Annotated in this window: 23 protein-coding genes and 1 riboswitch; of the genes, 11 read left to right on the top strand and 12 right to left on the bottom strand. The window is 72.7% G+C overall.

Translation table 11 applies throughout. The annotated features are described in order from the left end of the window. Nucleotides 1-32 precede the first annotated feature (32 nt). Complete coding sequence (locus ACFYPM_RS13465; RefSeq protein ID WP_387195310.1) at nucleotides 33-2,516, top strand: DNA topoisomerase (ATP-hydrolyzing) subunit A; 2,484 nt, start codon at nucleotides 33-35, stop codon at nucleotides 2,514-2,516. A 334-nt stretch (nucleotides 2,517-2,850) separates the two neighbouring features. After that, nucleotides 2,851-3,369, top strand: coding sequence for a TrmH family RNA methyltransferase (locus ACFYPM_RS13460; protein WP_387195307.1), 519 nt, complete (start codon nucleotides 2,851-2,853; stop codon nucleotides 3,367-3,369). Between the two features lie 28 nt (nucleotides 3,370-3,397). Here ACFYPM_RS13460 and ACFYPM_RS13455 read toward each other — a convergent pair whose 3' ends face one another. From ACFYPM_RS13455 to pseB, 7 genes are all read right to left on the bottom strand, one after another. Beyond that, nucleotides 3,398-4,033 (bottom strand): alpha-ketoglutarate-dependent dioxygenase AlkB, encoded by a 636-nt coding sequence (locus ACFYPM_RS13455; RefSeq protein WP_387195304.1) that lies wholly within the window; start codon nucleotides 4,031-4,033, stop codon nucleotides 3,398-3,400. A gap of 81 nt (nucleotides 4,034-4,114) precedes the next feature. After that, on the bottom strand, nucleotides 4,115-5,173 hold the full coding sequence (locus tag ACFYPM_RS13450) for a PseG/SpsG family protein (protein WP_387195461.1): 1,059 nt from the start codon (nucleotides 5,171-5,173) through the stop codon (nucleotides 4,115-4,117). Then, a complete protein-coding gene (locus ACFYPM_RS13445) occupies nucleotides 5,170-5,943 on the bottom strand; it encodes a cytidylyltransferase domain-containing protein (RefSeq protein ID WP_387195301.1) in 774 nt (257 codons plus the stop codon). The genes ACFYPM_RS13450 and ACFYPM_RS13445 overlap by 4 nt, the downstream gene beginning before the upstream one ends. Then, entirely contained in the window at nucleotides 5,940-7,769 is a 1,830-nt protein-coding gene (locus ACFYPM_RS13440; protein WP_387195298.1) for a class I SAM-dependent methyltransferase, read from the bottom strand. The genes ACFYPM_RS13445 and ACFYPM_RS13440 overlap by 4 nt, the downstream gene beginning before the upstream one ends. Beyond that, nucleotides 7,759-8,607, bottom strand: a complete 849-nt coding sequence (locus ACFYPM_RS13435; RefSeq protein WP_387195295.1) for a hypothetical protein — start codon at nucleotides 8,605-8,607, stop codon at nucleotides 7,759-7,761. Before ACFYPM_RS13435 ends, ACFYPM_RS13440 begins: the two co-directional genes overlap by 11 nt. A 10-nt stretch (nucleotides 8,608-8,617) precedes the next feature. Beyond that, complete coding sequence (locus tag ACFYPM_RS13430) at nucleotides 8,618-9,775, bottom strand: DegT/DnrJ/EryC1/StrS family aminotransferase (RefSeq protein WP_387195293.1); 1,158 nt, start codon at nucleotides 9,773-9,775, stop codon at nucleotides 8,618-8,620. Then, entirely contained in the window at nucleotides 9,772-10,755 is a 984-nt protein-coding gene (gene pseB, locus ACFYPM_RS13425) for a UDP-N-acetylglucosamine 4,6-dehydratase (inverting) (protein ID WP_387195290.1), read from the bottom strand. Before pseB ends, ACFYPM_RS13430 begins: the two co-directional genes overlap by 4 nt. A gap of 365 nt (nucleotides 10,756-11,120) precedes the next feature. Between pseB and ACFYPM_RS13420 the strand changes: the two genes are divergently transcribed. After that, complete coding sequence (locus ACFYPM_RS13420; RefSeq protein WP_387195287.1) at nucleotides 11,121-12,854, top strand: hypothetical protein; 1,734 nt, start codon at nucleotides 11,121-11,123, stop codon at nucleotides 12,852-12,854. Between the two features lie 93 nt (nucleotides 12,855-12,947). On the opposite strand, the gene ACFYPM_RS13415 is transcribed toward ACFYPM_RS13420, so the two are convergent. After that, complete coding sequence (locus ACFYPM_RS13415) at nucleotides 12,948-13,457, bottom strand: GNAT family N-acetyltransferase (RefSeq protein WP_387195284.1); 510 nt, start codon at nucleotides 13,455-13,457, stop codon at nucleotides 12,948-12,950. Nucleotides 13,458-13,557: 100 nt separating this feature from the next. On the opposite strand from ACFYPM_RS13415, the gene ACFYPM_RS13410 reads away from it, so the two are divergent. From ACFYPM_RS13410 to ACFYPM_RS13395, 4 genes are read left to right on the top strand one after another with little or no spacing between them, the layout of a single operon-like run. Beyond that, nucleotides 13,558-13,809, top strand: a complete 252-nt coding sequence (locus tag ACFYPM_RS13410) for an acyl carrier protein (protein ID WP_179783042.1) — start codon at nucleotides 13,558-13,560, stop codon at nucleotides 13,807-13,809. Beyond that, nucleotides 13,806-15,086 (top strand): AMP-binding protein, encoded by a 1,281-nt coding sequence (locus ACFYPM_RS13405; RefSeq protein WP_387195281.1) that lies wholly within the window; start codon nucleotides 13,806-13,808, stop codon nucleotides 15,084-15,086. The genes ACFYPM_RS13410 and ACFYPM_RS13405 overlap by 4 nt, the downstream gene beginning before the upstream one ends. Next, nucleotides 15,079-15,834 carry an SDR family NAD(P)-dependent oxidoreductase gene (locus tag ACFYPM_RS13400; RefSeq protein ID WP_387195278.1) on the top strand — a complete coding sequence of 252 codons (756 nt, stop codon included), beginning with the start codon at nucleotides 15,079-15,081 and terminating at the stop codon, nucleotides 15,832-15,834. The genes ACFYPM_RS13405 and ACFYPM_RS13400 overlap by 8 nt, the downstream gene beginning before the upstream one ends. Beyond that, complete coding sequence (locus tag ACFYPM_RS13395; RefSeq protein WP_387195275.1) at nucleotides 15,818-16,270, top strand: hypothetical protein; 453 nt, start codon at nucleotides 15,818-15,820, stop codon at nucleotides 16,268-16,270. The genes ACFYPM_RS13400 and ACFYPM_RS13395 overlap by 17 nt, the downstream gene beginning before the upstream one ends. A 182-nt stretch (nucleotides 16,271-16,452) precedes the next feature. On the opposite strand, the gene pseI is transcribed toward ACFYPM_RS13395, so the two are convergent. Next, on the bottom strand, nucleotides 16,453-17,505 hold the full coding sequence (pseI, locus tag ACFYPM_RS13390) for a pseudaminic acid synthase (protein WP_387195272.1): 1,053 nt from the start codon (nucleotides 17,503-17,505) through the stop codon (nucleotides 16,453-16,455). Between the two features lie 109 nt (nucleotides 17,506-17,614). After that, complete coding sequence (locus ACFYPM_RS13385) at nucleotides 17,615-18,784, bottom strand: glycosyltransferase family 2 protein (RefSeq protein WP_387195269.1); 1,170 nt, start codon at nucleotides 18,782-18,784, stop codon at nucleotides 17,615-17,617. A 276-nt stretch (nucleotides 18,785-19,060) separates the two neighbouring features. Between ACFYPM_RS13385 and ACFYPM_RS13380 the strand changes: the two genes are divergently transcribed. From ACFYPM_RS13380 to ACFYPM_RS13365, 4 genes are all read left to right on the top strand, one after another. Continuing rightward, nucleotides 19,061-20,269 (top strand): acyltransferase family protein, encoded by a 1,209-nt coding sequence (locus tag ACFYPM_RS13380; protein ID WP_387195266.1) that lies wholly within the window; start codon nucleotides 19,061-19,063, stop codon nucleotides 20,267-20,269. Nucleotides 20,270-20,441: 172 nt separating this feature from the next. Further along, the gene (locus ACFYPM_RS13375; RefSeq protein ID WP_387195263.1) at nucleotides 20,442-21,212 is read left to right on the top strand and encodes a hypothetical protein; all 771 of its coding nucleotides are present in this window, start codon (nucleotides 20,442-20,444) and stop codon (nucleotides 21,210-21,212) included. 283 nt (nucleotides 21,213-21,495) lie between these two features. Then, nucleotides 21,496-21,637, top strand: a riboswitch (cyclic di-AMP (ydaO/yuaA leader). A gap of 229 nt (nucleotides 21,638-21,866) precedes the next feature. Then, complete coding sequence (locus ACFYPM_RS13370) at nucleotides 21,867-22,715, top strand: C39 family peptidase (RefSeq protein WP_387195260.1); 849 nt, start codon at nucleotides 21,867-21,869, stop codon at nucleotides 22,713-22,715. Nucleotides 22,716-22,840: 125 nt separating this feature from the next. Beyond that, nucleotides 22,841-23,587 (top strand): alpha/beta fold hydrolase, encoded by a 747-nt coding sequence (locus ACFYPM_RS13365; RefSeq protein ID WP_387195257.1) that lies wholly within the window; start codon nucleotides 22,841-22,843, stop codon nucleotides 23,585-23,587. Between the two features lie 24 nt (nucleotides 23,588-23,611). On the opposite strand, the gene ACFYPM_RS13360 is transcribed toward ACFYPM_RS13365, so the two are convergent. Both ACFYPM_RS13360 and ACFYPM_RS13355 read right to left on the bottom strand, forming a co-directional pair. Then, nucleotides 23,612-25,300 (bottom strand): CDP-glycerol glycerophosphotransferase family protein, encoded by a 1,689-nt coding sequence (locus tag ACFYPM_RS13360; protein WP_387195254.1) that lies wholly within the window; start codon nucleotides 25,298-25,300, stop codon nucleotides 23,612-23,614. Between the two features lie 34 nt (nucleotides 25,301-25,334). Beyond that, on the bottom strand, nucleotides 25,335-26,846 hold the full coding sequence (locus ACFYPM_RS13355; protein WP_387195251.1) for a D-ribitol-5-phosphate cytidylyltransferase: 1,512 nt from the start codon (nucleotides 26,844-26,846) through the stop codon (nucleotides 25,335-25,337). Nucleotides 26,847-26,973 lie beyond the last annotated feature (127 nt).

The following is a 26,973-nucleotide window of genomic DNA, read 5'->3' as shown; positions in this document are numbered from 1 at the left end:
GTTCCGTTGCAGTTCCAGTGGAGAGCTGAGTCATGGCACGCCGTAAGGAAAACAAGGTCGACCTCTCCTCGTTCGACCAGGCCGGCGCGCGGGTCTTCGACAACCCGCTGGTCACCGAGGTCTCCGACTCCTATCTGGAGTACGCGTTCTCGGTCATCCACTCCCGCGCCCTGCCCGACGCGCGCGACGGGCTCAAGCCCGTGCACCGGCGCATCCTCTGGTCGATGTACGAGCAGGGCTACCGCCCGGACCGCGGGCACGTGAAGTCTGCCCGAATTGTCGGGGATACGATGGGTAAGTACCATCCACACGGTGATACGGCCATTTACGACGCGATGGTCCGCCTCGCGCAGGACTTCTCCCTCAACGTGCCACTCATCGATGGGCATGGAAACTTTGGGTCCCCAGACGATGGTCCGGCCGCCTCGCGCTACACCGAAGCACGAATGTCGCGCGAGGCCATGCTGCTCGTCGGTGAGCTGGGCGAGGACACCGTCGACGTCGAGCCCAACTACGACGGGTCGCTGACCCAGCCGACCGTGCTGCCGGCCGCCTTCCCCAACCTGCTGGTCAACGGCGCGTCCGGGATCGCGGTCGGGATGGCCACCAACATGATCCCGCACAACCTCGCCGAGGTCGTCTCCGCGGCCCGCTGGCTGATCAACCACCCGGACGCCACCCTGGACAAGCTCATGGAGTTCGTCCCCGGCCCCGACCTGCCCACCGGTGGGGTGCTGCTCGGCCTGGACGAGGTGCGCCGGGCGTACGAGACCGGGCGCGGCGTGGTGCGGATGCGCGGCAAGGTGGAGATCGGCCCGCTCGAGGGCAGTCGTGGCCGCCAGGCGATCACCGTGGTCGAGCTGCCCTACGGCGTCGGCGCGGAGAAGGTCATCGCGGCGATCACCAACGAGGTCACCAAGACCAAGCGGCTGACCGGCATCGCCGACGTCAAGGACCTCACCGACCGGGAGAGCGGCACCCGCCTCGTCGTCGAGTGCAAGGTCGGGGTCAACCCGCAGGCGTTGCTCGCCGACCTCTACCGGCTGACCCCGCTGGAGCAGTCGTTCGGCGTCAACAACCTGGTCCTGGTCGACGGGCAGCCGCGCACGCTGGGGCTCAAGGCGCTGCTGGAGGTGTTCCTGGCGCACCGGTACGAGGTGGTGACCCGACGCACCTCGTACCGTCGGCGCAAGCGTCAGGAGCGGCTGCACCTGGTCGACGGTCTGCTGATCGCCCTGCTGGACATCGACGAGGTGGTCCGGCTCATCCGCGGCAGCGACGACGCGCAGGCCGCGAAGGACGGGCTGATGAGCCGCTTCGGTCTGTCCGACATCCAGGCCACCTACATCCTGGACACTCCGCTGCGTCGGCTGACCAAGTTCGACCGGATCGAGCTGGAGGCCGAGCAGGAGCGGCTGCGCGGCGAGATCGCCGAGTTGAGCAAGATCCTCGACGACGAGCGGGTGCTCAAGAAGGTGGTCTCCGACGAGTTGGCGGCCGTGGTCAGGCAGTTCAGCACCGAACGGCGGACGACGCTTGTCGACGGTGACCTGAAGGAGGTGTTGGCCGCGTCCGCGCCGGCCGGCCCGCTGGAGGTCGCCGACGACCCGTGCCAGGTGATCCTCTCCGCGACCGGGCTGGTCGCCCGCACCGCGGCCGAGTCGGAGGAGAGCGCCGAGGGGCGTCGGCGCAACGGCCGGGTCAAGCACGACACGGTGCGCGCGATCGTGCACTCGACGGCCCGTGGTCGGGTGCTGTTGCTGACCAGCGCGGGTCGGGCCTTCAAGGTCGACGTGCTGCCGCTGCCGGTGCTGCCCGAGCAGGCCGGCACGGTGTCGCTGCGCGGTGGCATGTCCGCGGCCGAGCTGGTCCCGTTGGCGGCGGGGGAGACCGTCGTCGGCCTGGCCCCGTTTAGTGGGCAGGCGGAGGGCTCACCGGGGCTGGCGTTGGGCACCCGGCAGGGCGTGGTGAAGATCTGCGCGCCGGAGTGGCCGGTGCGCTCCGACGAGTTCGAGGTGATCGGTCTGCGGGACGGCGACGAGGTGGTCGGTGCGACGTGGTTGGCCGATGGCACCGAATCGCTCACCTTCGTCACGTCGGAGGCGTCGCTGCTGCGTTTCCCCGCCGGGCTGGTCCGTCCGCAGGGCCTCAAGGGCGGCGGGATGGCCGGCATCAACGTGCCGGCCGGGGCGCGGGTGGCGTTCTTCGGCGCGGTCCGCACCGACGACCCGGGGCATGGTGAGCCGATGGTGGTCACCTCCACCGGGGCGACGGTCAAGGTCACACCGTTCAAGGCGTACCCGGCGAAGGGCCGGTCGACCGGCGGTGTGCGCGCGCACCGCTTCCTCAAGGGTGAGACGGACGTGGTCGTCGCCTGGGTGGGTCCGCGCCCGGTCGGCGCGACCGGCACCGGTGATCCGGTGGAACTGCCGGCGGCGGATCCCCGCCGCGACGGTTCCGGCTTCGCCGTGATGCTCGGCCCAACGGTGGTCGGCCACCTCATCGAACGCGACTGACCCACCCCCCGGGGGTTGCCGCACCGCCCGCCCGGACCGCCCGCCCGGATCCGCGCAATTGGGGGGAAGTTGCTGCCTCAGACCGGCCGTAGGCAGCAACTTCCCCGAAGTTGCGCGCATTTTGGGGTTCGAGCCGCCGAAGATCGTGCTCGATCCAGGCAGTAGTTGCATCACCGACGTGGTGACACCACTCGATCCTTGATGGAGCACGATCATGCGGAGAGCGCGCGTGCGCGGGTATGGTGAGGGCTCCTGTTCTCGGTGATGGCCCGGGTGCGCCGCCAAGCACCTCTCACATGATCTTTCTCTTGTCCGGCGGAGTCGCCGACGCGGCGTGAGCGCCGCCATCCGGGTCCGGCCAAGGCGCGAGCTGCGTGCCGCCCGCCGACCCCGGCAGCATCGCTGCTGGGGCCATCTGGTCGCCGCCCCGCTCTGGCCGTTGCACGGCGCCAACCTGGGCACCCTGCTGCGTAGCTGCGACGCGGTCGGTGCCTGCCTGGCCGTGCCGCCCTTCCCGTGGGTGGACGAGGCACTGGCCCGTGGCAACACCCTGCGCCGGCCGGGCTGCGTCCACCGGGTCGGCAGTCCGCTGCGGTGGCTGGCCGCCGAACGGGCCGCCGGCACCCGGATTCTCGGGGTGGAGTTGGCCGACGAGGCCGTTCGGCTCGGTGACCTACCCGCCGCCCGGGGCCGTACCGTGGTGCTCCTCGGGCACGAGTCGACAGGCATCCCGCCCGAGGCCCTCGACCACCTGGACGCGGCCGTGGAGATTCCCATGGTCGGGCACGGTCAGAGCCTGAACGTCGCCGTCGCCGGATCGCTGGTCCTCTACAAACTCGCCGGCCTGCTCTAGACGAGGCCGGGGCGGACCCGGGCGGGAATCAGGCCACGCCGACCGGGCGGAACTGGACGCTCACCCGGGGGCCGACCGGCCGGGTGGTCTTCGGGATGGCGTGCTCCCAGGTGCGTTGGCAGGAACCACCCATCACGATCAGGTCGCCGTGGCCCACCGGGAAGCGGAGGCTGTCGCCGCCGCCGCGGGGGCGCAGGAGCAGGGGTCGGGGCGCGCCGAAGGAGACGATCGCGACGATGGTGTCGGTGTGTGCGGAACGGCCGATGGTGTCGCCGTGCCAGGCGACGCTGTCCCGGCCGGACCGGTAGAGGCACATGCCCGCGGTCACGAAGGGCTCGCCCAGCTCCGGGGCGTAGTGCCGGGTCAGCGCGGCCCGTGCCTCGGTGAGCACCGGGTGGGGCAGGTGCCGGTCGCCGTCGTACCAGCAGAGCAGGCGGGGCACGTCGACCTCGCTGTCATACATGGTGCGCCGCTCGGCCCGCCAGGGGACCTCGGCGAGGAGGGTGTCGAGGACGGCGTCGGAGCCGTGCACCCAGCCGGGAAGGTGGTCGACCCAGGCGCTCCGGCTGAGCTGGTGCCGGCGGATCAGACCGGGCAGGGACCCCAGGGTCGGCCCGGCGTCGGCGAGGTCGAGCATCGACGGCTGGTAGGCGGCCTGCGTCATCCAGCCACCCTAGCAGCACTTTCGTACACCCGTGCTAGGTGCGGGCCGTGCTGGTCCGCCGCCACTCGTGACCCGCTGGGCTCAGCCGGGAACGGCGGCGGCGCGTACGGCGTCGAGCACCGCGTCCACGACCCGCGCCCGGCCCTGCCCGTCGACGGTCGACCAGGCCTGCGCGGCGAGCGCCGCGCGGCGCTGCGGTGAGCTGAGCAGCCCGTGCAGGGTCCGCGCCGCCGCCGCGCGGGCGGCCCGTCCGGCGACGCCCGCGGCGGTCAGCTCCGGCAGTTCGCCGAGGCCGGCGGCCAGGCCGTGCCGCACCACCCGGGTGTACGACTCACGTTGGTTGTCGACCACGCACACGAGCGCGGCGGGCGCGCCCAGGCAGCAGAGTTCCCAGGTGGAGGTGCCGGCGGCGCTGACCACCAGGTCGGCTTCGCTGATCAGTGCCGGCAGCGCACCGGTGGGTGGCACCGGCCGGATGACCTGTCCCCGGCCGGGGGCGACGTCCTCGACCTCGGCCTCGACCTCGGGTCGACCGACGATGACCGTGAGGTCCATCGGATGGCCGGTGGCGACGAGCACCCGGGTCAGTACCGGTGCCGCGCCGACCGCGTCGGTGCCGCCGAAGAAGGCCAGCACCCGGGGTCGGCTGACCGTCGTGACGGGCGGAGGCGCCGACGGCCGGGCGGTGATCACGGAGTCGCGCAGCAGGGCGTACCCGCTGCCGGCGAGCAACCGGCCCGGCAGCCCCGGCAGCTCCGCGCCGAAGTTCTGGTCGAGGTAGAGGTCGGCGAGCTGGCCCCGGCTGTCCCCGTCGATCACGGCGAGGGTGAAGACGCCGGCGGCACGCAGCGCGCCCGCCCCGGCCGGGTCCAGCTCGTAGGAGTCGAGGACCAGCACGTCCAGGTGGTGTTGGCGGGCCGCCTCGACCAGTTCGGCCGGCGAGTCCGGACCCGGGTGCAGGGGGATGCCCCGGGCGGCCAGTTCCGCGGTGGCCCAGGGGAGCCGTTCGACGGTGCCGAACACGGCGACGTGGACGCCCCGGGCGAGGAACTCCTCGGCGAGGGCCAGGCAGCGGACGAGGTGGCCGACGCCCCGCCGTGGGCTGGCGTCGCAGCGCAACCCGACCCGCGGCGTGCTCAGCACTCCTCCAGCTGCTTCTGTCGGACGTCGGCGTTGAGCGCGCGCAGGTGGGGTTGCCCGTGCAGCCAGTCGGTGAGCGTGGCCAGTGGCACGCTGACGTCGCCGAAGTGGTCGACGACCGCGCTGACCAGCGCCCAGTCCCGCTCGGTGTCGAGGGTCAGCCGCAGCGCCGACCGGTCCGGGGTGAGCGTCACCCCGAGCACCCGGAACAGCTCCGGATGGGTGTACGCGTACGAGGTCACGTGCACCCGGTGGTGATCGGTGGCGACCCGGCCCAGGGTACGCAGCGTCTCCGCCCGGATGATCTCGACGTCGAGCCCGCGGGGCAGGGTGCGGGCGATCGACGTGCTCGCGTAGTCGAGCCCGGGGACCGCCCGGTACACCGACGCGACCAGGGTGATGATCTCCGGGTCGAGCAGCGGGCAGTCGGCGGTGAACCGCAGGACCGCGTCGCCCGGGTGCGCCGCGAGCGCACCCACGAAGCGGCCCAGCACGTCGTCGACCGGCCCGCGGTGACACGCCACGCCCAACCGCGCGCACTCGGCCACCACCGCGTCGTCGACCGCGTCCGTGCTGGTGGCGACCACCAAATCGGCCAGGACGCCGCTGTCGAGGGCGGCGCGCACCACCCGGCCCAGCACGGAACGCCCGGCGAGCGGGCGGAGCACCTTGCCGGGCAGCCGGGACGAACCCATGCGTGCCTGCACGATGCCGACGAGCCGTGGTCCGGCGTCGTCCGGGGCGGCTCCGGGCACCGGTACGGCGGTCACTGCTGCTCCTCCTGTTTGGGGGCGAGCGCCGCGGTGGCCCGGCGTTTGGCGGCGCGGGCGCCCCGCTTGGCCAGCCGGGCCGGGGTGATGGCGAGCCGGCCCACCCGATAGCTGAGCGATCCGCTGAGCAGGCCGATCGTCGTCTCGGCCCGCCGCAGTGCCCGTTCCCGGGAGGTGAGCAGCTCCTCGGTCCACGCGGTCAGTGCCGCCAGCCGGGCGAGTTCCTCGCGTTGGCGCAGCCATGCCTCGTGGAGCTGTTGGTAGCTGCGCGCCGCACCCACCGGCGGGTCGGTCGGCGTGACGGCGTGCAGCTCGGTGGCGAGGTGGGCCTTGCCGTCGGTGTCCAATCCGTGCAGCGCCGCGGCGATGGCGGCCTCGGCCTCCACCGCCTCGCTGACGGTCGGGCGGTCCAGGTCGTGGCCGGCGAGGCCACCGAGCACCACGGTCAGGCCGGCGACGTCGAGGGTGGACGACCACGGGTGGGCGTACCCGCCGGTGAGCAGGCCTGCCGCGAAGCGCCACAGCCCGCGGGCCAGCACCACGTCTGCGGGCAGCGGATCGGTGGCCCGCCAGCTCGGGTCGAGCACCGCGTACCGCTCGCCGTCGACGACCACGTTGTCGGTGCCGGCCAGCGCCGCCGCGCCGGCGATCCGGCCGTTCGTGTCGGCCTGGTCGGCGAGCCAGCCCGCGTACCCGTGTAGCAGCGTGCGCAGGGCGGCCAGGTCGCGGCGCAGGGCCGCGTCGAGCAGCAGGGTACGCAGCAGCCGGCCGGCCGGCACCGGCCCGGACAGCGCGTCCGAATCCCGGTACGCGGCCTCGCGGCTGGCGAACGGCGCGGCGGCCGGCAGGTCCGTGCCGGTGGTCGCGAGGCGTCCCCACCGCCATCCCGACGGACCGTGCCGCACCTCCAGCACGCCGATCCCGGGCCGCCCGGTCTGCACCAGCGCCACCGGCAGATCCCCGTCGACGGGCGGCGTGCCCGGATCCGCCGGGTCGGCGGGCCGGTGGGCGAGCACCAGCCAACCCGGCGCGAGGTCGGCGGCGCGGCCCGCGTGCAGCGCGTCCACCGCCAGCCGGGCTGGGTCCTGGAGCACGGTGTCGCCGGTGAAACCGCCGGCGCACGCGCCGTGCAGCACCGCGTCGAAGAGGCCGGAGCCCGCGTCGGAGTCGAGGTGGTCGGCGTCGAGCAGCGCCGTCGGCGTGCCGGCGTCGGGGTACGCGGCCCAGCAGGCGCCCGCCCGCAGCCCCGCCGCGGAGAGCCGTTCGCGCAGCTGCTCCCGGTTGGCCGGGTGGGTCCGGTCGAGGACCCCGCCGATCGTCCACGTGGAGTCCTCCCGGTTGGCGTACCAGGGGGTGCTGGCGACCAGTCGGTGCAGGCCGAGCGGGTTGTCCACGCGCAGCAGCAGCGCGCCGCCCGGACGCAGGGCGGCGACCAGTCGCGTCAGCACGCCGTCCCAACCGAGGCGGGTGCCCTCCACCGACTCAACCGGGTCCAGCCCGGCGGCGGCGATCACCACGTCGTACGTCTCGTCGTCGGACAACCCGGTCGGGCCACCCACGATCAGGTGGGCGGCTCGCTGGGCGAGCGCGACCGCGTCCGGATGGCTGCGCAGCAGGCCGGTCACCTCGGCGTGGCCGAGCTGTTCGAGCAGGGCCGGGTCGTGTGGCCCGGCCACCAGCACCCGGGCGCCGGGTGGCACGAGCCGGGCGGCCAGCGCGGCGAGGGGTCCACCGTCGGCCAGGCGCTGCTGCGGCAGGTCGGACCAGGCCAGCATCTCGCCGCCGGGCAGGGTGATCCGGCCGGCGGGTGCCGTCTCAGTCGTCACGGTGGCCCTCTTCCTCCTGGAGGTTCGCCCAACCGAGCAGCTCGCGCAGCTCTGCCGGCGTGCAGCGGTGGTCGGTGCCCAGCTCGGCGCGGGCGATCTCGACCGCGGTGGGCAGGTCGACCTCGGTGCCGTGCAACTGCGGCCACTGCCGTCGGATGCGGGCCGTCCCGCCGAAGGTCGGGTCCTCGTTGGACAGGATCATCGGGTCGCCGTAGACCGCCGGTTCGCAGCCGGCCGCGATGCCGTAGAAGATCGCGCTGGTCAGCCGGTTGGATGCTACCCGTCGGTGTCGACGCAGCTCGGTCAACTGCTTGTCGAGGAACTCCGGGTCGGTGTCCTTCCACCAGTGTCCCCGGTAGCCGTGGCAGATCACCCGGAAGCCGGCGCGCTCGTAGAGCCGGCGGACGCTGCGCATCCGGTACTCGTGCCAGTAGAGGCAGACGGTGACCGGGCCGGGCTCGGTGTCCTGGATGAGCGCGATCAACTTCCGGTGGTCGCCCTTGACGTGCTGGCCCTCCCACCCGTGGAACGGGTACCAGATGGTGCCCTCCCGCTCCCCGGCCGCCGGTTGCTCGGGTCGCAGGGCCAGCAGGTAGGCGAACGGAGCGCCGATGACCACCACGTTGCGCCGCCCCACCGACCAGGCTCGCCGGCGGGTCTGCTCGGACCAGAGCAGGCTGGGGGAGCGCTCGGCGTACGGGTGACCGGGGGCCAGGCCGTCGCCGATGTTCCAGCCGTGCTGCACGTACCCGTTGATCCGCGGTGGGTGCCGGTCGCCGAGACCGGCGTAGCGGGCCAGTACGTGCGCGTGGCCGTAGAAGTGGTTGGCGTGGTGCATCAGGTTCCCATCAGGCGGCGGAACGCACCGAGCCGTACCGCAGGGCCGCGCTCAGCGCGTCGATGACGCGATCCTGGTCGGTGTCGCTGAGTCCCGGGTAGAGCGGCAGGGACAGCTGCTGGGAGTAGAACGACTCGGCCACCGGGCAGGACCCGCGCCGGTAGCCGAGGTCGGCGAAGGCCGGGTGCCAGTGCACCGGGATGTAGTTGACCTGGACGCCGATCCCGGCGGCGCGCATCCGGTCGTACACCTCGCGGCGACGCCCGTCGAGCACCCGGATCGGGTAGAGGTGCCAGGCCGGGTCGGCCCACGACCTGCGGTTCGGCCGGAGTACGCCGTCGAGGTCGGCCAGTGCCTCGTCGTAGCGGGCGGCCAAGGCGGCCCGCCGCGCCGTGAACTCGGCGAGCCGGCGCAGTTGACTGCGGCCCAGGGCGCAGAGCACGTCGGGCAGGCGGTAGTTCAGCCCGAACTCGTGCACCTCCTGATGCCAGCCGCCCTCGTCGGCGAAGCGGAACTCGGCGCGGTCGCGGACCATCCCGACGCCACGGAAGCGGCGGACCCGCGTGAGGATCCGCGGGTCCAGCGCCGCGACGGCGCCACCCTCGGCGGTGGTGAGGTTCTTGGTGGGGAAAAACGAGAACGTGGTCAGGTCGGCGAGCGAGCCCACCGGTCGACCGTGGTACGTCCCGCCGATCGAGTGCGCCGCGTCGGCGAGCAGCAGCGCGTCGCTGCCGTCGACCGACGTGCGCAGCGCGTCGTAGTCGGCGGGGTGGCCGGCGTAGTCGACCGCGGCGACGACCTTCGTCCGTGCGGTGACGGCGGCGGCGGCCGCGGCCGGATCGAGGCAGAACGTCTCGTCGTCGACGTCGGCGAACACGATCTTCGCGCCGAGGGCGACCGCGCTGCTGGCGGTCGCCACGAAGGTCATCGGGGGGACGACCACCTCGTCACCCGGTCCCACACCGGCCGCCGCGTACGCCACGTGCAGCGCGGCGGTGCCGTTGGCGACGGCGGCGACGCCGACCCCGCCGGTCCAGGCCGTGAGGTCGGCCTCGAAGGCGTCGACCTGCGGGCCGGTGGTGAGCCAGTCACCGCGCAGCACGTCGGCGACGGCGGCGATGTCGTCCTCGGTGATCGAATGCCGGCCGTACGGGAGCATCCCCGTCATGCGGTGAGGCCGAGCATGTCGCGCAGTTGCTCGACGGTGAGCCACTCGTCGTTGGTGTCCGACTGGTAGGCGAAGCCGTCCGGCACCGGGTCACAGTCGGCCGGCGGCTGGTAGCCCCAGGTGGCGATGGTCGGCTGGACGATGAACCGGCCGTCGGCGCGCAGCGTCCGGCGGCTGTCGTCGGGCGCGATCATCTCCTCGTGCAGCTTCTCGCCCGGGCGGATGCCGATCTCGTGGGTGGTGGCGTCCGGGGCCACGGCCTCGACCAGGTCGAGGATGCGCATGCTCGGGATGCGGGGCACGAACAACTCGCCACCCTGCATCTGGTCGAACGAGTCCATGACGAACTGCACGGCCTGGTCGAGCGTGATCCAGAAGCGGGTCATCCGCTTGTCGGTGATCGGCAGGCTCTTGCCCTCGGCGGCCAGTCGGCGGAACAGCGGGACGACCGAGCCGCGGCTGCCCACCACGTTGCCGTAGCGCACCACGGAGAACCGGGTCGGGTGCTGGGCGGCGTAGTGGTTGGCTGAGACGAACAGCTTGTCGCCGACCAGCTTCGTCGCGCCGTACAGGTTGATCGGGCTGGACGCCTTGTCGGTGGAGAGCGCGATGACCTTCTTGACGCCGGCCTCGATCGCGGCGTCGACGACGTGCTGGGAGCCGGTGATGTTCGTGGCGATGTACTCGGAGGGGTTGTACTCCGCGGTGTCCACCTGCTTGAGCGCGGCGGCGTGCACCACGTGGTCCACCCCGTGCATGGCCCGGGTGAGGCGGTGGCGGTCCCGGATGTCGCCGATGAACCAGCGCAGCCGTGGGTCGTCGCCGAGTTGCTGGCGCAGCTCGTACTGCTTGAGCTCGTCGCGGGAGAACACGACCACGCGGGCGGGGTCGGCCTCGGTGAGGATGTGCCGGAGGAAGGTCCTGCCGAAGGAACCCGTTCCCCCGGTGATCAGAATGGACGATCCATTCAACTCACTCAATGTGGTGCTCCCGTGATCGTGGATGAACGGGCGGCCCTCGGCCGGCCGACCGGGGTGAGACGCTAGCCATGGCGGGTTAACTCCCCGACGCTCGCGGGTTAACCGCGCCCGGTGCTCCTGTGAATGCCGAGCACCGCGTAGGCAAACACTTCCGTCCGGCCGGTAACCGGCCTGACCTGGCCACATTGGGCCGTTACAGTGACCGCGCGAGTGACCCGCCAGCCCTGCGCGCGGCCGGTTCCGCGTTCACCCGACATCCGCATCGGCTCGGTGCGAGCGGGTCACCCCACGCGTCGACGGCGCGGGCCGACGGCCCCAACCGGTCCACGCGGGGACCGGTCCGGCCGGCAGTTCTGGAGGCGTTGATGGCATCCGGTAGCGACGTGATCGAACGGCCGGAGGTGGTGGCGACGACGACCGACGCCGCACCGGCGCGGCGCTGGCTGGTGCCGCTGCTGCTCGTCGTCGGTTGGGTGCTCAGCGTCGCCTGGCGGATGTGGCTGTCCCGGCACATCGTGCTGCCGATCGCGCACACCGACGAGGACAGCTACCTGAACACCGCCCGCGCGCTGGCCGGCGGGCCGGGCGGGTTCAGCAGTGAGAACGACCTGCTGCGCCGGGTCGGCTACCCGATGCTGATCTCGCCGGCGTTCCTCGGGGACCGGGACTTCGGCGACAGCTACCGGATCGTCCAGCTGATCAATGCGATGGCGAACTCGACGCTGTTGCCGTTGGCGTACCTGCTCGGTCGCCGCCTGCTCGGGCTGGGCCGGTCGTCCGCGCTGCTCGGCGCGGTCGCGGCGGCGACCCTGCCGGCCACCGCCTTCTACGCGGGCATCGCCATGATCGACACGGTGATGGCCCCGCTGGTCTTCGCCTGGCTGCTCGCCGCGCACCGCTGGATCTCCCGGCCCGGCCCGCTCGCCGCCGCCACCGTCGGCCTGCTGGTCGGCGGGTTCCACCTGCTGCACTCGCGCGGCCTGGTGATCGTGGCGGTGCACGCCGGGTTGGTCCTGCTGCTGCTGGTCCGCCGCCGGATCGGCCCGCCCGCGGTGCTCGCGGCGCTGCTGCCGGTGCTGGGCATGGCGCTGCTCAACGCCGCCGTCATCCACCACCTCGGCGACAAGGTCTACCTGCTGGGCAGCACCCCCGGCGGCGGCACGGTCGAGGCGGTCGCCTCCGTGCAGGGCGTGGCCCGCGTCGGTGCGGGTGTCGCCACCCAGCTCTGGTACCTCGTGGTGATCACCTTCGGGATGGCGGGAGTGGCCTGGGCCGCCGCCGTGCGTGAACTGTGGCGTCCACGGCACGGCGACGCCGCCCGCTGGACGATGGGCGTGGCCCTCGTGGTGACCGTCGGGGTGGCCGGCGGTGCGTCGGTGATCCTCGCCGGCATCACCGGCAAGCCGCTGGACGCGATCTACGGCCGCTACGTGCAGATGCTGGCACCGTTCTGGCTGCTGGTCGGGCTCGGGGTGCTGCTCACCGCCGGCCACCGGGTGGTGCTGCGCCGGGCGGCCGTCGCGGTGGCCCTGCTGGTCGGCGGCGGAGCGCTGATCGCCGCCCGCCTCGCGTACGTGGCCAGCCAGGGCCACCGGTTGCGCTACGGCGGTTTCAGCGCGCCGGACCTGGTGGCGTTGACCGGGGGCTGGCGGGAGATGCGCCCGGTGCTCGGGTCACTTGTCGGGATCGGCGGTTGCCTGCTGCTCGTCGCCGCCGCGCTGGTGCCCCGACTGCGGTTGCCGATGTTCGGCGTGCTCGTCCTGGCCAACCTGGTCACCATGCAGGTCATCGAGTACCGCATCGTGCGGCCGGCCGTCGCGAGCACCGCGCCGACGCCCCGGGTGGCCGACGTCGGCGTACGCCCCGGCGAGCGGGTCTGGGCGTCGACCGGCGTGCACTACGTCCTGCGGTTCAACCTGAGCCACCAGGTGACCTGGACCGACGTCCGGTGGTTCGGCGAGCAGCCGCCGTCGGCGGCGCAGGTGGTGTTCGCCCGCTGGGCGCCCGGTCAGCCGGACGACTGGGACGGCACCGCGTACGGCTTCGTCCGGCTCGGCGGCAACCCGGTGCAGCACTGGGCGGCCTGGCGGCGGGGCTGACCCGGCCGGGTGCCGCTATTCGTGAACGGCGGATGTCCACCGGGAACACCATCGGTTAATGATTCGGGGCCATTATCCGAATGGGTCCGACAATCAGCGTTGGCGGCGGTCGGCCCGAGCCAGGGAAATCGGGATGACGGTGATTTCCCGACCCTCGGACAGCTCCTGTCTCGGGGTGCCCTCGACGAATCGGAAACGCCGGTTCATCTGTCTCACGACGGTATTGTGACCGAGCACCTCGCCGTCGAGTCGATCCAGGTGCAGCCCGTCGAAGGCGTACTCGACGGCCTCCCGCATGACCCCCAGCCAGGCGGGCAGCGTCTCGTCCCGCCCGGCCAGCCCGTCGGCGTCCAGATAGAAGCCCCACGCCCCGGTGCGAGGACCGTCGAACCGCAGCTCGAAGAAGGTGACCACGCCGCAGGGCCGGTCGTCCCGGACGTACACCAGCACGCGCCGGGACCTGTCGTCGCGGACCGCCGACCACCACCGGGCGTGCTCGTCGGCGGTGATCTCGTGGCTGGTCTTGCTGACCTGTCGGTTGGTTTCCTGATTACGCCAGGTCAACATCAGGTGAACGTCGTCCGCCGTCGCTTCGCGCAGCACGTGCGTCTCGCTTTCTTAGCTGTTCACGTCCGGTCGGAGCACCTTACCCGGACCCACCGGGAAAGCAGATATGCATTCGACGGGTTGTAGACTGCGCCGCATGAACGAATTGAGTCGCGCGCAGATCCGCGACCTCATGGCTCAGGTGCTGAAGAACCAGGACAAGGAGCTGCCCGCGGATGACGCGGCGCAGTTGCGGGAGATCGGTTTCCGGTCGCTCGACTTCTCCGAGTTGGCCCTGCGGGTCGAGGACGAGACGGGGGAGGAGCTCAACTTCGACGCCCCCGGCCTGCGCCGCATCGCCACCGTCGCAGACGTCCTCGACTTCCTCGTCGAGCTTCAACACCAGTGAGAGTCGCGCCGGCGCGCGACCGCGCACCCGCGCCCCGGGAGCCGGCGGGCGTCGACAACCGGATCGTCGTCGGTGGCGCCGCGCTGACCTGGCGGGCACTGCCGACGCCGACGCTGCCCGATCCGGCAGCGGTGCTCGCCCACCGTGGCGTGCACGCGCTCGCCGCCGCTCGGCAGCACGCCGTGCACGGCACCGAGCTGCTGCTCAGCACGCAGAGTCGAGTCGACGCGGCGATGCGGACGGAGTTGCTGGAGGCCGGGTTCACCGTCGGCGTCCTCGACGACGACGGCGTGCAGCCGAGCGCGCCGGCCCGGCCCCGAGCCGCCGAGCCCGGCCGGCTGTGGCTGCTGACCTCGGGCTCGACGGGGCGTCCCAAACGGGTCGGGCACACCCTCGACACACTGACCACCGTGCGGGCCGAGCAGCCCGACCGGACCTGGCTCTGCCCGTACGCGCCCGGCACGTACGCCTGGTGGCAGGTGGTCACCCTGTCACTGACCCAGCCCGGCCAGCACCTCGTGGTGGTCGAGCCTGACGAGCTGGACGACTGGCCCACCGTCGCGGCCGCGCACCGGGTGGACGCCGCCTCCGGCACCCCGACCTTCTGGCGTCGCACCCTCTACCGCGACGCCGCCGCCCTGGCCCGGGTGCCGCTGCGCCAGCTCACCCTCGGCGGCGAGCCGGTGGACCAGGCGATCCTGGACCAGCTCCGGGAGGTGTTCCCCAGCGCCCGGATCTCCTGGATCTACGCCTCGTCCGAGGTGGGGGCATCCATCGTGGTGCACGACGGGCGGGCCGGCTTCCCGGTCGACTGGCTGGACCGAAAGACCCCGGGCCGGCCAACCCTGTCCGTTGTGGACGACGAGCTGGTGGTGACCTCCCCGCACCACGGGGCCGGGCTGGCCGGTCCGATCCGCACCGGGGACCGGGTGCAGGTCCTCGACGACCGGGTGCTGATCACCGGCCGCCTCGACTCCGACGAGATCAACGTCGGCGGCAGCAAGGTCTCCGCCGGAGTGGTCCGCGGTGTGCTCGCCGGGCATCCGGCGGTGGCCTGGGCCCGGGTGACCGGACGCCGGGCCCCGGTGCTCGGCCGGATGGTGGTCGCCGAGGTGGTTCTCAACCCCGCCGGCCCGCCTTCGGTCGATGCCGGTGTGCCCGACGAGGCCGCGCTGGTCCGCTGGTGCGCGGACCGGCTTCCCGAGTACGCGGTGCCCCGCCGGATCCGCGTGCTCACCGAGATTCCCGTCAAGGAGACCCTGAAGAGCGATGTCTGATCCCGTCGGCACTCCACTCGTTCCGCCCAGCACCGTGGTCCTCGTCTCCGGCGGCTCCCGTGGGCTGGGCCTGGCCATCGTCACCGACCTGCTCGACGCGGGCGTACGGGTGGCGGCGTTCGCCCGTACCGTCACGCCGGAGCTGGCGAAGCTCGCCGCCGAGCATCCCGACCGGGTGCACGTCGGCTCGGTGGACGTCACCGACCTGCGGGCCGCGCAGAGCTTCGTCCGCGAGGTGGAGCAACGCCTCGGCCCGATCGACGGCATCGTCAACAACGCCGCCGTCGGGCAGGACTCGCTGCACGTGCACACCGCCACCGACGACATCGCCCGGATCATCGAGACCAACCTGACCGCCCCGTTGCAGTTGACCCGGCTGGTGGTCCGCCGGATGCTCGGCAAGGGCATGCGCGGGCGGATCGTCAACATCACCTCGATCTGCGGGCAACGCGGGTTCCCGGGTCTGGTCGCGTACTCCGCCACCAAGGGCGGCATGGACGCCGCCACCCGCTCGCTGGCCCGGGAGTTGGGCGGTCGGATGCTCGTCAACTCGGTCGCCCCCGGTTTCTTCGCCTCGGAGATGTCCGCGGTGCTCGGTCCGACCCAGCTCGACCAGATCGTGCGCCGTACGCCGACCGGTCACCTGACCGAGCCGGCGGAGGTCACGCCCGTGGTGCGGATGCTGCTGCGGGAGCACACCAACATCAACGGCCAGGTCATCGTGGTGGACGGTGCCGCCGCCATCTGACCTGGACCGGCTGCTCCGGCCCCGTCCGGTGCCGGCGCTGCTGGCCGTCGCCGAACGACACCTGCGCATCGGTGCTCCCGCCGCCCTGACCGACGCGGTGACCCGCAGTCACCTGGACGACGGACGCTGCGTCGGCTGGTACGGCCCGCGGACGCCGGGGTGGCGGGTGGCCATCGACGCGGAACGGGCCGACGCCCCGGTGCCCCCGGCGCTGGCCCGCCGGTTCGGCGTGGAGGACTTCTGGGCGCGGTGGACCCGCGCCGAGTGCTGCTGCAAGCTGACCAACGTGCCGGTGGCGGCGTGGTGGCGTCGCCACGGACTGAGCACACCGGCCGACGGGTCTGCGGTCTGGCGGACCCTCTGGCTGGCCGATCTGGTGGTCACCGTCGGCTTCGTGCCAGACGGTCGGGGTGCTGCTGGTGGCTGCGCCCTGTAGAGCTGCCCCAGGTGTGGGTCAGCGCCTGCCGTCGCATCCCCGGGACGGGTGCGTGCGGTGGCCGGCCGCCCGTGCCCCACATCCGGGCAGCTCGACAGGCGCTCAGGGAAGTGCGCCGGGCCGGGCCGCACCCACTCGGCGACCCGGCCAAGGACGACGGTCAGACGACGGTCAGACGACGGTCAGATCAGATCCCAGCTCAGTGGAGTGCCACGGGAGACGTCGGTGGTGAAGGTGCGGCCCAGCACCCGGTCGATCTCCACGGGGGGCAGGCCACCGGCCGGCCGGATCGACCGCACGTTCTGCGCGGACACCTGGTCACCGGCGCGGACGTCCTCGACCACGAACAGGGAACGACGGAACCGTAGCCCCTCCCGCTCGGCCGGGGTCGGGCCGATCGCGGTGCCACCCAGCGCCTCGTACGCCCGGCCGGACTCGGTGACGAGCGCCGTCAGTTCCGCCGGGTTCAGCGAGAAGTCCGAGTCCACGCCGCCGTCGGCCCGGTCCAGCGTGACGTGCTTCTCGATGAAGCAGGCGCCGAGCGCCACCGAGGCGACCGCCACCCCGATGCCGGGCGTGTGGTCGGAGAGCCCGACCGGCACGTCGAACGCGCCGGCCAGCACCGGCAGCCGGCGCAGGTTGCTGTCGGCCGGTGGCGCCGGGTAGGACGCGGTACAGGCCAACAGGACGATGCCCGCCGCGCCGCCGGCACGGGCGGTGCGCACCGCGGCGTCGATCTCGGCGACCGTCGCCATCCCCGTGGAGATCACCATCGGCTTGCCGGTGCTGGCCACGAGCCGGATCAGCGGCAGGTCGACCAGCTCCGAAGATGCGATCTTGTACGCCGGCGCGTCCAGCGACTCCAGCAGTCGCACGGCGGTCGCGTCGAACGGTGACGAGAAGACGGTCAGCCCGTGCTCGCGCGCCCGCTCGAAGATCGGGGCGTGCCACTCGTACGGGGTGTGCGCCCGCTCGTAGAGGCGGTACAGGTTCTCCCCGCCCCACAACTCGTGCCCGCCGGAGATCCGGAACGCCGGAGTGTCGACGTCGATGGTGATCGTGTCCGGCCGGTACGTCTGGAGCTTCAGCGCGTGCGCCCCGCTCTCGGCCACCGCGTCGACGATGGACAGCGCCCGGTCCAGGTCACCGTTGTGGTTGCCGGACATCTCGGCCACCACGAACGGTCGCTCCCCGGCACCGACCAGGTGCGGTCCGATCTTGATTGTCGCCGTCATTCCGACCTCTGCTCAGGTATGCCCGCACCCGCGTGCGGTGGTAATGCTGTCGTCGTCCACCCGGCGGGCGAACGACCTGGAAAACCCGCGTGGTGTGCGCTGGTCGCGGTCACGGCAGCCGGCCCCCGGCCAGCGCGTCCCGCCGCTCCGTCGCGATCCCGCCGCCCCGCGTCGTCGCGACGTCCGCCCCTCGACCCGGATCCTCGTCGGCGGCGACCGGGCCGGCTCCGGGGGCGACCCCACCGGCCGGGCCGCTGCGGCGCAGGCGACCGGCGATCCGGTGCGCCTGGCGCAGCGCCGAGTACGCCAGCCAGTCACCGCGCCCGACGAGGCGGTGCTTGAGCCCGATCGCCCCGGCGGGCAGCGGATAGCCGCCGACGGGCAGGTACCGGCGGTAGTGCTCGGCGGCCCGGTGGAAGAAGTCCCGCCGCAGGTGCGGGTGCAGCCGGTCGTCGTTGCCCACCACCACCAGGTAGTGGCTGATCATCAGCTGGAACAGCTCGGCCCGCAACCGCCCGTCCGGGTGCTTGCGGGCGACCCAGTCCAGCAGGCGCTCGTACTGGGCGAACGCGTCGAAGTGCCGGCCACTGCGGGTGGAGGTGATCGCGCCGTGGCGGCCCTGCCGGTACAGGTAGCAGACCCGGTTCAGCACGGAGATCTTCTCCGCGCCGATCAGCAGCGGATGGCTGAACGGGATGTCCTCGTACCAGCCGGGGAAGAACCGCAGCTCCAACCGGTCCAGGAAGTCCCGGCGGACCACCTTGTTCCAGGCGGTGTGCTGCACCCGCAGCAGCTGCGGCTGGTCGTCCAGGCGGGTCACGCCGGCGATCCCGTGCAGCAGGTGACTGCTCGCGTCGATCTCCCGCCGGCCGTCCTCGTGCACCCGCAGGTGGTCGAGCATCAGCACGTCGGGCTGGTGCTGGCGCAGCCGGTCCAGCACAGTCGCGATCGTGCCCGTCGGCACCCAGTCGTCGCTGTCGATGAACCAGACGTACCGGCCGGTGGCCACGTCGAGCCCGGCGTTGCGGGCCAGACCCAGACCCACGTTGCTGCTCAGGTGCACGACGCGGACGCGGTCGTGCCCGGCGGCGTACGAGCGGAGCATGTCGCCGCAGCCGTCCGGGGAGGCGTCGTCGACGGCGATCAACTCGACCGCGTCCGACTCCCCGGCCGGGATGTCGGCCCGGATCGACTCGAGGCACTGGTACAGGTACGCCTCGACGCCGTAGACGGGCACGACGATGCTCAGCAGCGGTGCGTGCGTCGGCTCATTGACCACGCCCGCCACCTTCGACGGCCCGGATGGCCGGCCCCGGAACCGCACGTGACCGCGGATGGTGGAGTCGCTGAACTCCCGCCCAGCAGAAGGTTAACGCCGGCCGGCGGGACCAGGCCCGCGACGGGCGGGACTCGTCCGGTTCAGCCGGGAGTGACCCGGTAGGGTGCCCCGGTGCGGCCCCGCCGGGCCGCCGCGGGCGTCGCCGTCGGGCCGTCCACGCCGCGCCGAGGAGGATACGAACGTGCTGGTGACCCTGCCAAGCCTCGGTATCCGCCCATGACGAGCGCCGCCGCGCCGCCAACCGCCCGGCCCGCCCGCGCACCCCGGCTGCCCTCGCTGACCGGGCTGCGCTGGATCGCCGCGCTGTTGGTCTTCGGGTTCCACGCGGGCACCATGCGGATCATCGCCGAGCCGGACTACAAGGCCGTTGTCGACAAGGTGTTCGGCCTCGGCCTGTCCGGGGTGCAGTTCTTCTTCATCCTCAGCGGGTTCGTGCTGGTCTGGTCGGCCCGCCCCGGCGACTCCCGGCGCACCTTCTGGCGGCGACGGGTTGCCAAGATCTACCCCAACCACCTGGTGCTGTTCGGGGCGACGGTGCTTGTCGCCTGGTGGTTCGCCGACCCGGTCCTGCCGGCCGCCGCGCTGGAGAACCTGCTGCTGTTGCAGGCCTGGGACCCCCGGCCGGGCTGGTTCTACAGCATCAACACGGTGAGTTGGTCGCTCTCCTGCGAGTTCTTCTTCTACCTCTGCCTACCGCTGGTGCTGCCGTTGCTGCGCCGGGCCCGGCCGAAGCTACTCTGGGCGCTGATCGTCGCGTTGCCACTGCTGATCCTTGCGCTCTGGCCGGCCCAACACCTGGTGCCGGAGGTGAGCCGGTGGTGGTTCACCCAGATCTTCCCGCCGGCCCGGTCGCTGGAGTTCTGGTTGGGCGCGGTGGCGGCCGAGCTGATGCGCCGGGGTCTCTGGCGTGGCCCCGGGCTGACCTGGGCCAGCCTCATCTTCGTGGGTGTCTGGGCAGCGGCCGCGCAGTGGATTCGCGCGGAGCTGTGGACCACACTGCTCGCTGTCGCGTACCTGCTGGTGATCACCGCCGCTGCGGACGCGGACGTGCGGGACCGGCGGTCGCCGTGGCGGTCGCGCCCGCTGGTCTGGCTCGGTGAGGTCTCCTTCGCCTTCTACCTGGTGCACGTGCTGGTGATGACGAGCGTGCTGCGCTTCACCGGCGACTGGGGGATCGGCTTCGAGGGGTGGCGCGGCCCGGCCGTGGTGCTCGGCTTCCTGCTGGTGACCCTGCTCCTCGCCGGACTGCTGCATCGCTACGTCGAAACCCCGATGATGCGCCGGCTCGCGCCGCGCCGCCCGGCCCGATCGGCGTCCGTCCCCGGACAACGAACGGCCGCAACCCGGGCCACCGGCGACATCGCCCCCGACACCGGCGGACCCGACCAGACCGACAGTCGATCAACGTACGCGGACACCCGCTGACACCGTCCGCCCTGGTCAGGGGGCTCGGCGCGGCGCGCGTCGACACGCCCGCGGTCGATGCGCCCGGGTCGGCACGACGGTAGCGTGGGGACGTGGCTTCCGGTCGCGCTCACCGTGGCCAGGTGGCCGACGGGGCTCCCCATCGCCCTGCTTCCCCAGCGAGGTGCCGACCATGGAGACCACCGTCTTCTACCAGTTCGTAACCGGGGTACCGCAGGCCGCTGCCATCTGGTCGGCCCTGTTCCTGCTGGCGCTCGGCGTGCTCGCCGTGCTTGTCGCCCGGCCGGAAGGGGACCGGCCCACCGCCGGCCCGTCCCCGGCCGTGCCGACCGCGCGTGAGGTGGCGGCGGCCGCGATCGTCGACAGGCGCCGGTACGCCGAGGAGGTGGCCGTCGCGGCGGCCGGCGCGGCCCGGACGGCCCAGCGGCGACGCGATGCCTGGCTGGCCAGTCAGGAGCAGGCCGAACGCGCCTGGGCGCGCTACGACGAGGCGGACACCGGCGCGCGCCGCTTCGCGGGGTCCGGGGCGCTGCCCAGCCCGGCCACGCCCCGCACCCCCGCCGAGTACGCCGCCCGGGAGCGCTACCTGCACCGCGCGGCGACGGCGGCGTACTGGCGGGGCGACCTAAGCATGGCGCAGCTCAGCGACGTGTTCGGGCACCGGCACGGCTGGGATCCCCGGCGGCACCCGGTCGAGCAGGAAGCGCTGCTCAGCCGGTCGATCCGGGACGCGAGACGGGCCGACCACCAGGCCGCCGCCAGCGCGGAGCGGGCCGCCTGGCGGGCTGCCGAACTGGCCGCCGAGTCGGCGCGCGCCCTTGCCGAGGAGGCGTGCGCGGCAGCGGCCCGGCTGCGGCCGAGTCGGGCACCGGCCCGCCGGCTGGTGCGCGGGGCGGCCCGTCCCGCCGTCGTGGCACGTTGGCGCCCGGCCCGCGCGGGTTGAGCCCGATCCGTTACGTGAGCCCGGTCACGGATTGTGGAATCGGGCGTCCGGCACGTTCGGCGCGATTGTTCGCGGGATTCTGACCGCAGTTTCGGCGACCTGTCCGGTTGTCGCCCATAGGCGTCACCGTAACCGCTTGTCCCATCGAGTCACATCAGCGGCAGAACGTGCAGAAATTGCCGCGCCGATTCGGGTTTGCGCAGGTGAACCTGGCTTGGCATGGTGTGAACGGGCCAGTAGTGTCGTCCCGTCCGGTGCGGTAACCGATCGCAACAGGCGACGCCGCGCCGACCCGCTCAATCGTCATGAACGAACCGGGGACCCACCAGTATGTCCGGGGTGAATCCGCGAGCCACGGCCCGCGGTAGGGCGATCTTCCCGCCCGAATCCGTCAGCTAACCCGGTAGGCGGTGTCGGAAGGAGTTCCATCCTCGTGCAGCACCTCTCCACCCCTCGGCTGTTCCCTCGCCTCCACGGCACAGCGGTGCCCCCGCTCATCCGTCCAGTGACGGTGAGCTGACCCCCGGGTCATCGCCTCACCGCCCGGCCACGCCGGGCGTTCCCCTGAGCGGTTCACCACCCGCGGACCACCATCCGCGCGCTGGCCCCTGCCCGGATACCGGTCCGGCCCGGTGTGCCGCTCTCCCCCCGACCGTGGAGGACCCCGTGAAGCACACCATGCAGCGTCAACTCCGCCGCATCGCGACCGAGCGCCCGTACCAGATCGTCGCCGCCTCCGCCGCGGCCCTCGTGCTCGCCGCCACCACCGGCACCCTGCTCGCCACCGCCGACGACGCGCCGGCCGGCCAGCGCACCGCGACCACTGTCGCCGAGATGCGCACCGACGTCGCCGCCTCCCGCGGCGAGGTGCGGGACGCGTCCCCGTCGGCGAGCGCCGCGCCGAGCAGCGCCGCCCCGGCCACCAGCGCCGCCGCGCCCGCCGCCAAGGCCAGCAGCAACCCGGACCTGACCCGGAAGCCGGAGCGGCCGAAGCCGCCCGCGACAAAGGTGCTCGACTACGAGTACGAGGCGCAGAACACCTACTACAACTGCGGTCCGGCGGCCACCCGCAACGCGCTCAGCGCCACCGGGATCGACCGTACCCAGGAGGAGCTCGGCGCCGAACTGGGCACCACCGAGATGGGCACCAACTCGGCCGAGGACACCACCCGGGTGCTCAACGCCGAGGTGAAGGGCTCCCCGTACCGGACCCGGATGTTCGTCGGCGCGCCCAGCCCGGCGCAGATGGACCGCCTCCAGGCCGACGTCGTCAAGGCCATCACCGACGGCCGCGGCGTGGTCGCCAACGTCGTCGGGGACGCCACCGACACCGACGGCTCCTGGCACTCCTACGGCGGCGGGCACTACATCGCCGTCGTGGGTTACAAGGACAACGGCCGCACGGTACGCATCGCCGACTCGGCGAACCCGGCCGACCCGTCGTACTGGGTCACCACCATCGACCTGGCCAACTGGATCGCCAGCCGGGGCTACTCCGCCTGACCCGGCACGCTGACCGCCACGGGCGCCGTCCCTCACGAGGGGGCGGCGCCCGTCGCGTCTTGCACGGCGCTACGCCCCCGTCGACGACTCTCGTCCCTGGCCGAGAACCGTGGGAGACTGCGGCCGTGGTGGATGAATCGGGTGGTCACGCCGGTCGACGGCCGGTCCTGCTGCTGTTGCACGGCCTGGGGGCCACCGGTGACGTGTGGTTGCCCTGGGCGCCGTACCTGGAGCAACACTGGCCCGGCCGGTGGCTGGCACCGGACCTCGCGGGCCACGGCTGGGCGTCGCCGCTGCCGTCGTACTCCTTCGCCGGCTTCGCCGAGCGGATCGCGCCGGCCCTCGCCCCCGACGACCGGCTCGTCGTGCTCGGGCACTCGCTGGGTGGCGTGGTGGGCCTCGCGTTGGCCGGGCGCGACGCCGGGATGCCGGTGGACGCGGTGGTCGGCTTGGGGATCAAGGCGCTCTGGTCACCCGCCGAACTGGAACGGGCCGCCGAACTGGCCGCCCGCCCGGTGAGCTGGTTCGCCAGCCGTACCGAGGCGGCCCGCCGCTACCTGCGCGTCTCCGGGCTGGCCGGCCTGCTCCCGCCGGACCATCCGGTGGTGGACGCCGGCCTCCGTCAGGTCGACGGCCGGTGGCGGCTCGCCATGGATCCGAACGCCTTCGCCGTCGGCGAGCCCGACCTGACCGGGCTGCTGACGGCGACCGACGTACCGGTGCTGCTGGCGCGCGGCGAGCACGACCCGATGGTCACCGACGCGCAGCTCAAGGAGTACGGCGTGCCGGTCGCCACGCTGCCCGGTCTCGGGCACAACGCGCACGTGGAGAACCCGGCGGCCGTGCTGGCGCTGCTCGACGCGTACCGCTGAGGTTTCTTGGGCCGTCAGCCCGGGTCAGGCGAGGGGGGAGAGCTGCGGCGAGCGTTCGGCCGCAGGCTCTTCCGTCGCCGCCAGCTCCCGGCGCGCGGCGGTCAGGAACGCCTCGGCGTACGACGTGGCGGGGAAGTCACCCAGGTAACGCCGGCGGGTGGCCCAGCGCTCCGCGGCCAGCGGGTCGGTGTCCAGCAGCGCGGTCAACACCTCGTCCACGTTGGACAGATCGCGGCGCAGCACGTAACCCGACGCGGCCAGCGGGAACCGCTCGGCGAACCGGTCGCCCTCGTCGCCCATGTCGGTGAGCGCGTACGGCTTGCTGGAGTAGAGGTAGTCCGAGATCACCCCGGACACGTCGGAGATCAGCGCGTCGGAGGAGTTGACGCACTCGGTCAGGCTCAGCTCGCGGGCCGCCGCGCCGACCACGTGCGGGCGTCCGCTGCGGGCCCGATCGGCGACGAGCACCTCGGTCAGCCGACCCAACTGCCGTGCCGAGGCCGGGTTCTGCGCCGTGTACGGGTGGGGCCGCAGGATCACCGTCGCGCCGCGCTCCAGCAGCCGCCGCAGCAGCCCTTCGGCGACCGGCAGCGAGCAGTAGTCGGCGTCGGCGTGGTGCCCGGTCCAGGTCGGGGTGTAGAGCACGGTCGGCGTCGGCAACCCCCGGGCCGGCTCGGGGCGTACCTCGATCGACTCCACCTGCGGGCGGCCCACCACCACGAACTTGTCCGCCGGGATCCGCACCCCGGCACGGGCGTACCTGTCGATCGCCGCCGGGCCGGCCACGAAGATCCGGTCGAAGATCCCGGACACCGGGTTGGCGCTCGGCGCCTTGTCGCTGTCGCCGTGGTGCAACTGGACGTGGGTGAGTTGGGTGAAGCGGATGCAGTGGCTGTTCTTCGCGCCGTGGTTGACGTAGAACGCCGCCCGCAGGCTCGGCACCAGCGCCTCGTCCATGGCCCGCAGGGTGGGGCAGTAGACCACCGGCGCGTCGGTGGCCGCGGCGATCGGGGCCAGGAACTCCGGCTCGCGCAGCACGACCACGAACGGCCGGCCGATTCGCTCCAGGTACGGCAGCCACATGGTGACCTGGTATTCCGAGCCGGGCGGCGCGGAGAAGTAGAGCAGGAACTCCGGTTGGTGCCGGCGCAGTGCCCGGGCCACCGGCCCGCCGCCGGCTCCCGGCCGGAACCGCCGCCGGGCCAGGTCCAGGGCGACGACTCCGGTGCCCGCGGCGACCAGCAGGCTCGCGACCAACGCCACGCCGGCCGGCAGGGTGAGCGCGGCGGCGAGCGCCAGGACGGCGAGCAGCCCGAGCAGGGCGGTGCCGAGCCGGTCGGCGATCAGTGGCGTCCAGGCCCGGACCGGCAGGTTGGCCGTGCGGATCTCCAGGTTGCCGGCGGTACGCAGGGGCCCCACCAGCAGCACCAGTCCCAGCAGCACCAGGGCGGTGGCGACGAGCGTGAGGTGGAGCCCGTCGTCCAACCGCCGGGAGTAACCGACCAGGATCGCGGCCGCGATCAGCGTCGTCTCCGCGACGAGGTCGGCGTTGGGCCGGATCCGCTGCTCGGCGGCCGAGGCGGCCAGCGCGGCGACGGCCAGCGTCAACCCCCAGCCGGTGGCGCCGGTGAGCGCCAGCACGGCAAAGGCCAGCACGGCCAGTCCGGTGCTCAGGCACCGGGCGGCCAGCTTTCGGACCAGGTCGCCGCGCATGTCGCTCCGTTCGTGGTTCCGCCGCCGGTCGGTGTCAGTTCGTCGGCGCCGCGCCGACCGGCGCGTCGACCTGACCGGGCTGGGCCGGCACGCTCGGCGTGGGACCGTCGCCAGGTGCCCGGCGTACGTCGATGACCTGGCCGGTCAGGTCGGAGATCAGCACGTCGAGTGACGACTGGGCGACGGCCTCGGCGGCGAGCAGGGTGTGCTCCGGCTCCTCGCCGAAGGCCCGCGTGCGCATCGGCGTGGCGGTGCGCTCCGGGTTGATGCAGTTGACGCGGACGCCGACGTCGGCCCACTCGTCGGCGAGCGCCTGGGTGAGGTTGACCAGGGCCGCCTTGGTGGCCGAGTACAGCGCGTAGCGGGCTCGCCCCCGGGTGTAGGAGCTGGACGTGTAGAGCAGCAGTTGGCCCTTGGTCTGCTGGAGGTAGGGCAGCGACTGCCGGGCGATGGTCACCGGGCCGACGAAGTTGACCTGGAGCACCCGGTCCATCGTCTCCTCGTCCATGTCGGCGAGGGCGCCCTTCTCCAGCACCCCGGCGGTGACCACCACGTGGTCGATCCGGCCGGTGGCCTCGAAGGCGGTCGTCAGCGCGGCCTCGACGTCGGCGGCCCGCTCCACGTGGGTGCCGGTGCTGGAACGGCTGAACGGGAAGACCTGCGCGCCGTAGCGTCGGGCCAGCTCGGCCAGTTCGTGGCCGATGCCGTAGCTGCCGCCGAACACGACGATGGTGCGGCCGGTCAGCTCCTCCGAGTAGCTGCGGTGGTCGGTCAGCCGGGGCGCCTGCGCCGCGGCGAGCTGGAAGAGCTTGTCCGCCAGGTGCACGTCGACCGGGTGGGTGACCTTGATGTTCTCGTCCGAGCCGTCGATCACCTTGATCGGGGTGCCGGGCAGGTAGCGCAGCACCACGCCGCAGTCGTCGGTGGCGGCGAAGTCCTGGTCGTTCTCGGCGATCCGGTACGCCTCCCGGATGGTGGGGGAGCGAAACGCCTGCGGGGTCTGCCCGCGGCGCAGCCGGGAGCGCACCGGGATGTCGGTGATGCAGTCGTTGTCGTCCACCTGGATGATCGTGTCGGCGGACGGGATGGCCACGTCCACTGCGTCGTACGTCCAGAGCGCGTTGACGCACTCGCGCACGATCCGCCCGCTGAGCAGTGGGCGTACCGCGTCGTGGAAGAGGATGTTGCAGTCCTCCGGGCCGACCGCGTCCAGCGCGATGCGGGTGGTGGCGTTGCGGGTGTCACCGCCCTCGATCACCTTGGTGACCTTGCGCAGGCCGGCCTTCTCGACGATCTGCCGGGCGTCGTCGACGTGGCCGGTCGCCATCAGCACGATGATCTCGTCGATCTCCGGCGCCGCCTCGAAGACCGCCAGGGTGTGCTCGATGATCGGCTTGCCGGCGATCTTGAGCAGCTGCTTGGGGATGCCGAGGCCCAGCCGGGTCCCGGTGCCGCCGGCCAGAACCACGGCCACCGTCCGCGAGGGCCGCCACGGCGTCGGGGTCTCCGCTGCGGCGTCCGGGCCAGTGGTCTGGTCCTGCGTCATTGCCGGATCCTCACTCTCTTCGGATGCGTTAACGGAAGGTTCCGCCCGAGCGGCGACGGAATGAACCTTAACGCGCGGAACGCGCCGCCCCAACGCGGGCGACGCGGTCCATGGCGCCGTGTCGATG

Source organism: Micromonospora sp. NPDC005203 (genome assembly GCF_042872705.1).
GTDB lineage: Bacteria > Actinomycetota > Actinomycetes > Mycobacteriales > Micromonosporaceae > Micromonospora.
This window is presented reverse-complemented; position numbering and strand designations above follow the sequence as displayed.

Bases quoted from the DNA above. Each gene is read 5' to 3' on its own strand.
- ACFYPM_RS13465 (WP_387195310.1), top strand. From the start codon at position 33: ATGGCACGCCGTAAGGAAAACAAGGTCGACCTCTCCTCGTTCGACCAG.
- ACFYPM_RS13455 (WP_387195304.1), bottom strand. From the start codon at position 4,033: ATGACGCAGGCCGCCTACCAGCCGTCGATGCTCGACCTCGCCGACGCC.
- ACFYPM_RS13435 (WP_387195295.1), bottom strand. From the start codon at position 8,607: ATGCACCACGCCAACCACTTCTACGGCCACGCGCACGTACTGGCCCGC.
- ACFYPM_RS13430 (WP_387195293.1), bottom strand. From the start codon at position 9,775: ATGACGGGGATGCTCCCGTACGGCCGGCATTCGATCACCGAGGACGAC.
- ACFYPM_RS13420 (WP_387195287.1), top strand. From the start codon at position 11,121: ATGGCATCCGGTAGCGACGTGATCGAACGGCCGGAGGTGGTGGCGACG.
- ACFYPM_RS13410 (WP_179783042.1), top strand. From the start codon at position 13,558: ATGAACGAATTGAGTCGCGCGCAGATCCGCGACCTCATGGCTCAGGTG.
- ACFYPM_RS13400 (WP_387195278.1), top strand. From the start codon at position 15,079: ATGTCTGATCCCGTCGGCACTCCACTCGTTCCGCCCAGCACCGTGGTC.
- pseI (WP_387195272.1), bottom strand. From the start codon at position 17,505: ATGACGGCGACAATCAAGATCGGACCGCACCTGGTCGGTGCCGGGGAG.
- ACFYPM_RS13380 (WP_387195266.1), top strand. From the start codon at position 19,061: ATGACGAGCGCCGCCGCGCCGCCAACCGCCCGGCCCGCCCGCGCACCC.
- ACFYPM_RS13375 (WP_387195263.1), top strand. From the start codon at position 20,442: ATGGAGACCACCGTCTTCTACCAGTTCGTAACCGGGGTACCGCAGGCC.
- ACFYPM_RS13360 (WP_387195254.1), bottom strand. From the start codon at position 25,300: ATGCGCGGCGACCTGGTCCGAAAGCTGGCCGCCCGGTGCCTGAGCACC.
- ACFYPM_RS13355 (WP_387195251.1), bottom strand. From the start codon at position 26,846: ATGACGCAGGACCAGACCACTGGCCCGGACGCCGCAGCGGAGACCCCG.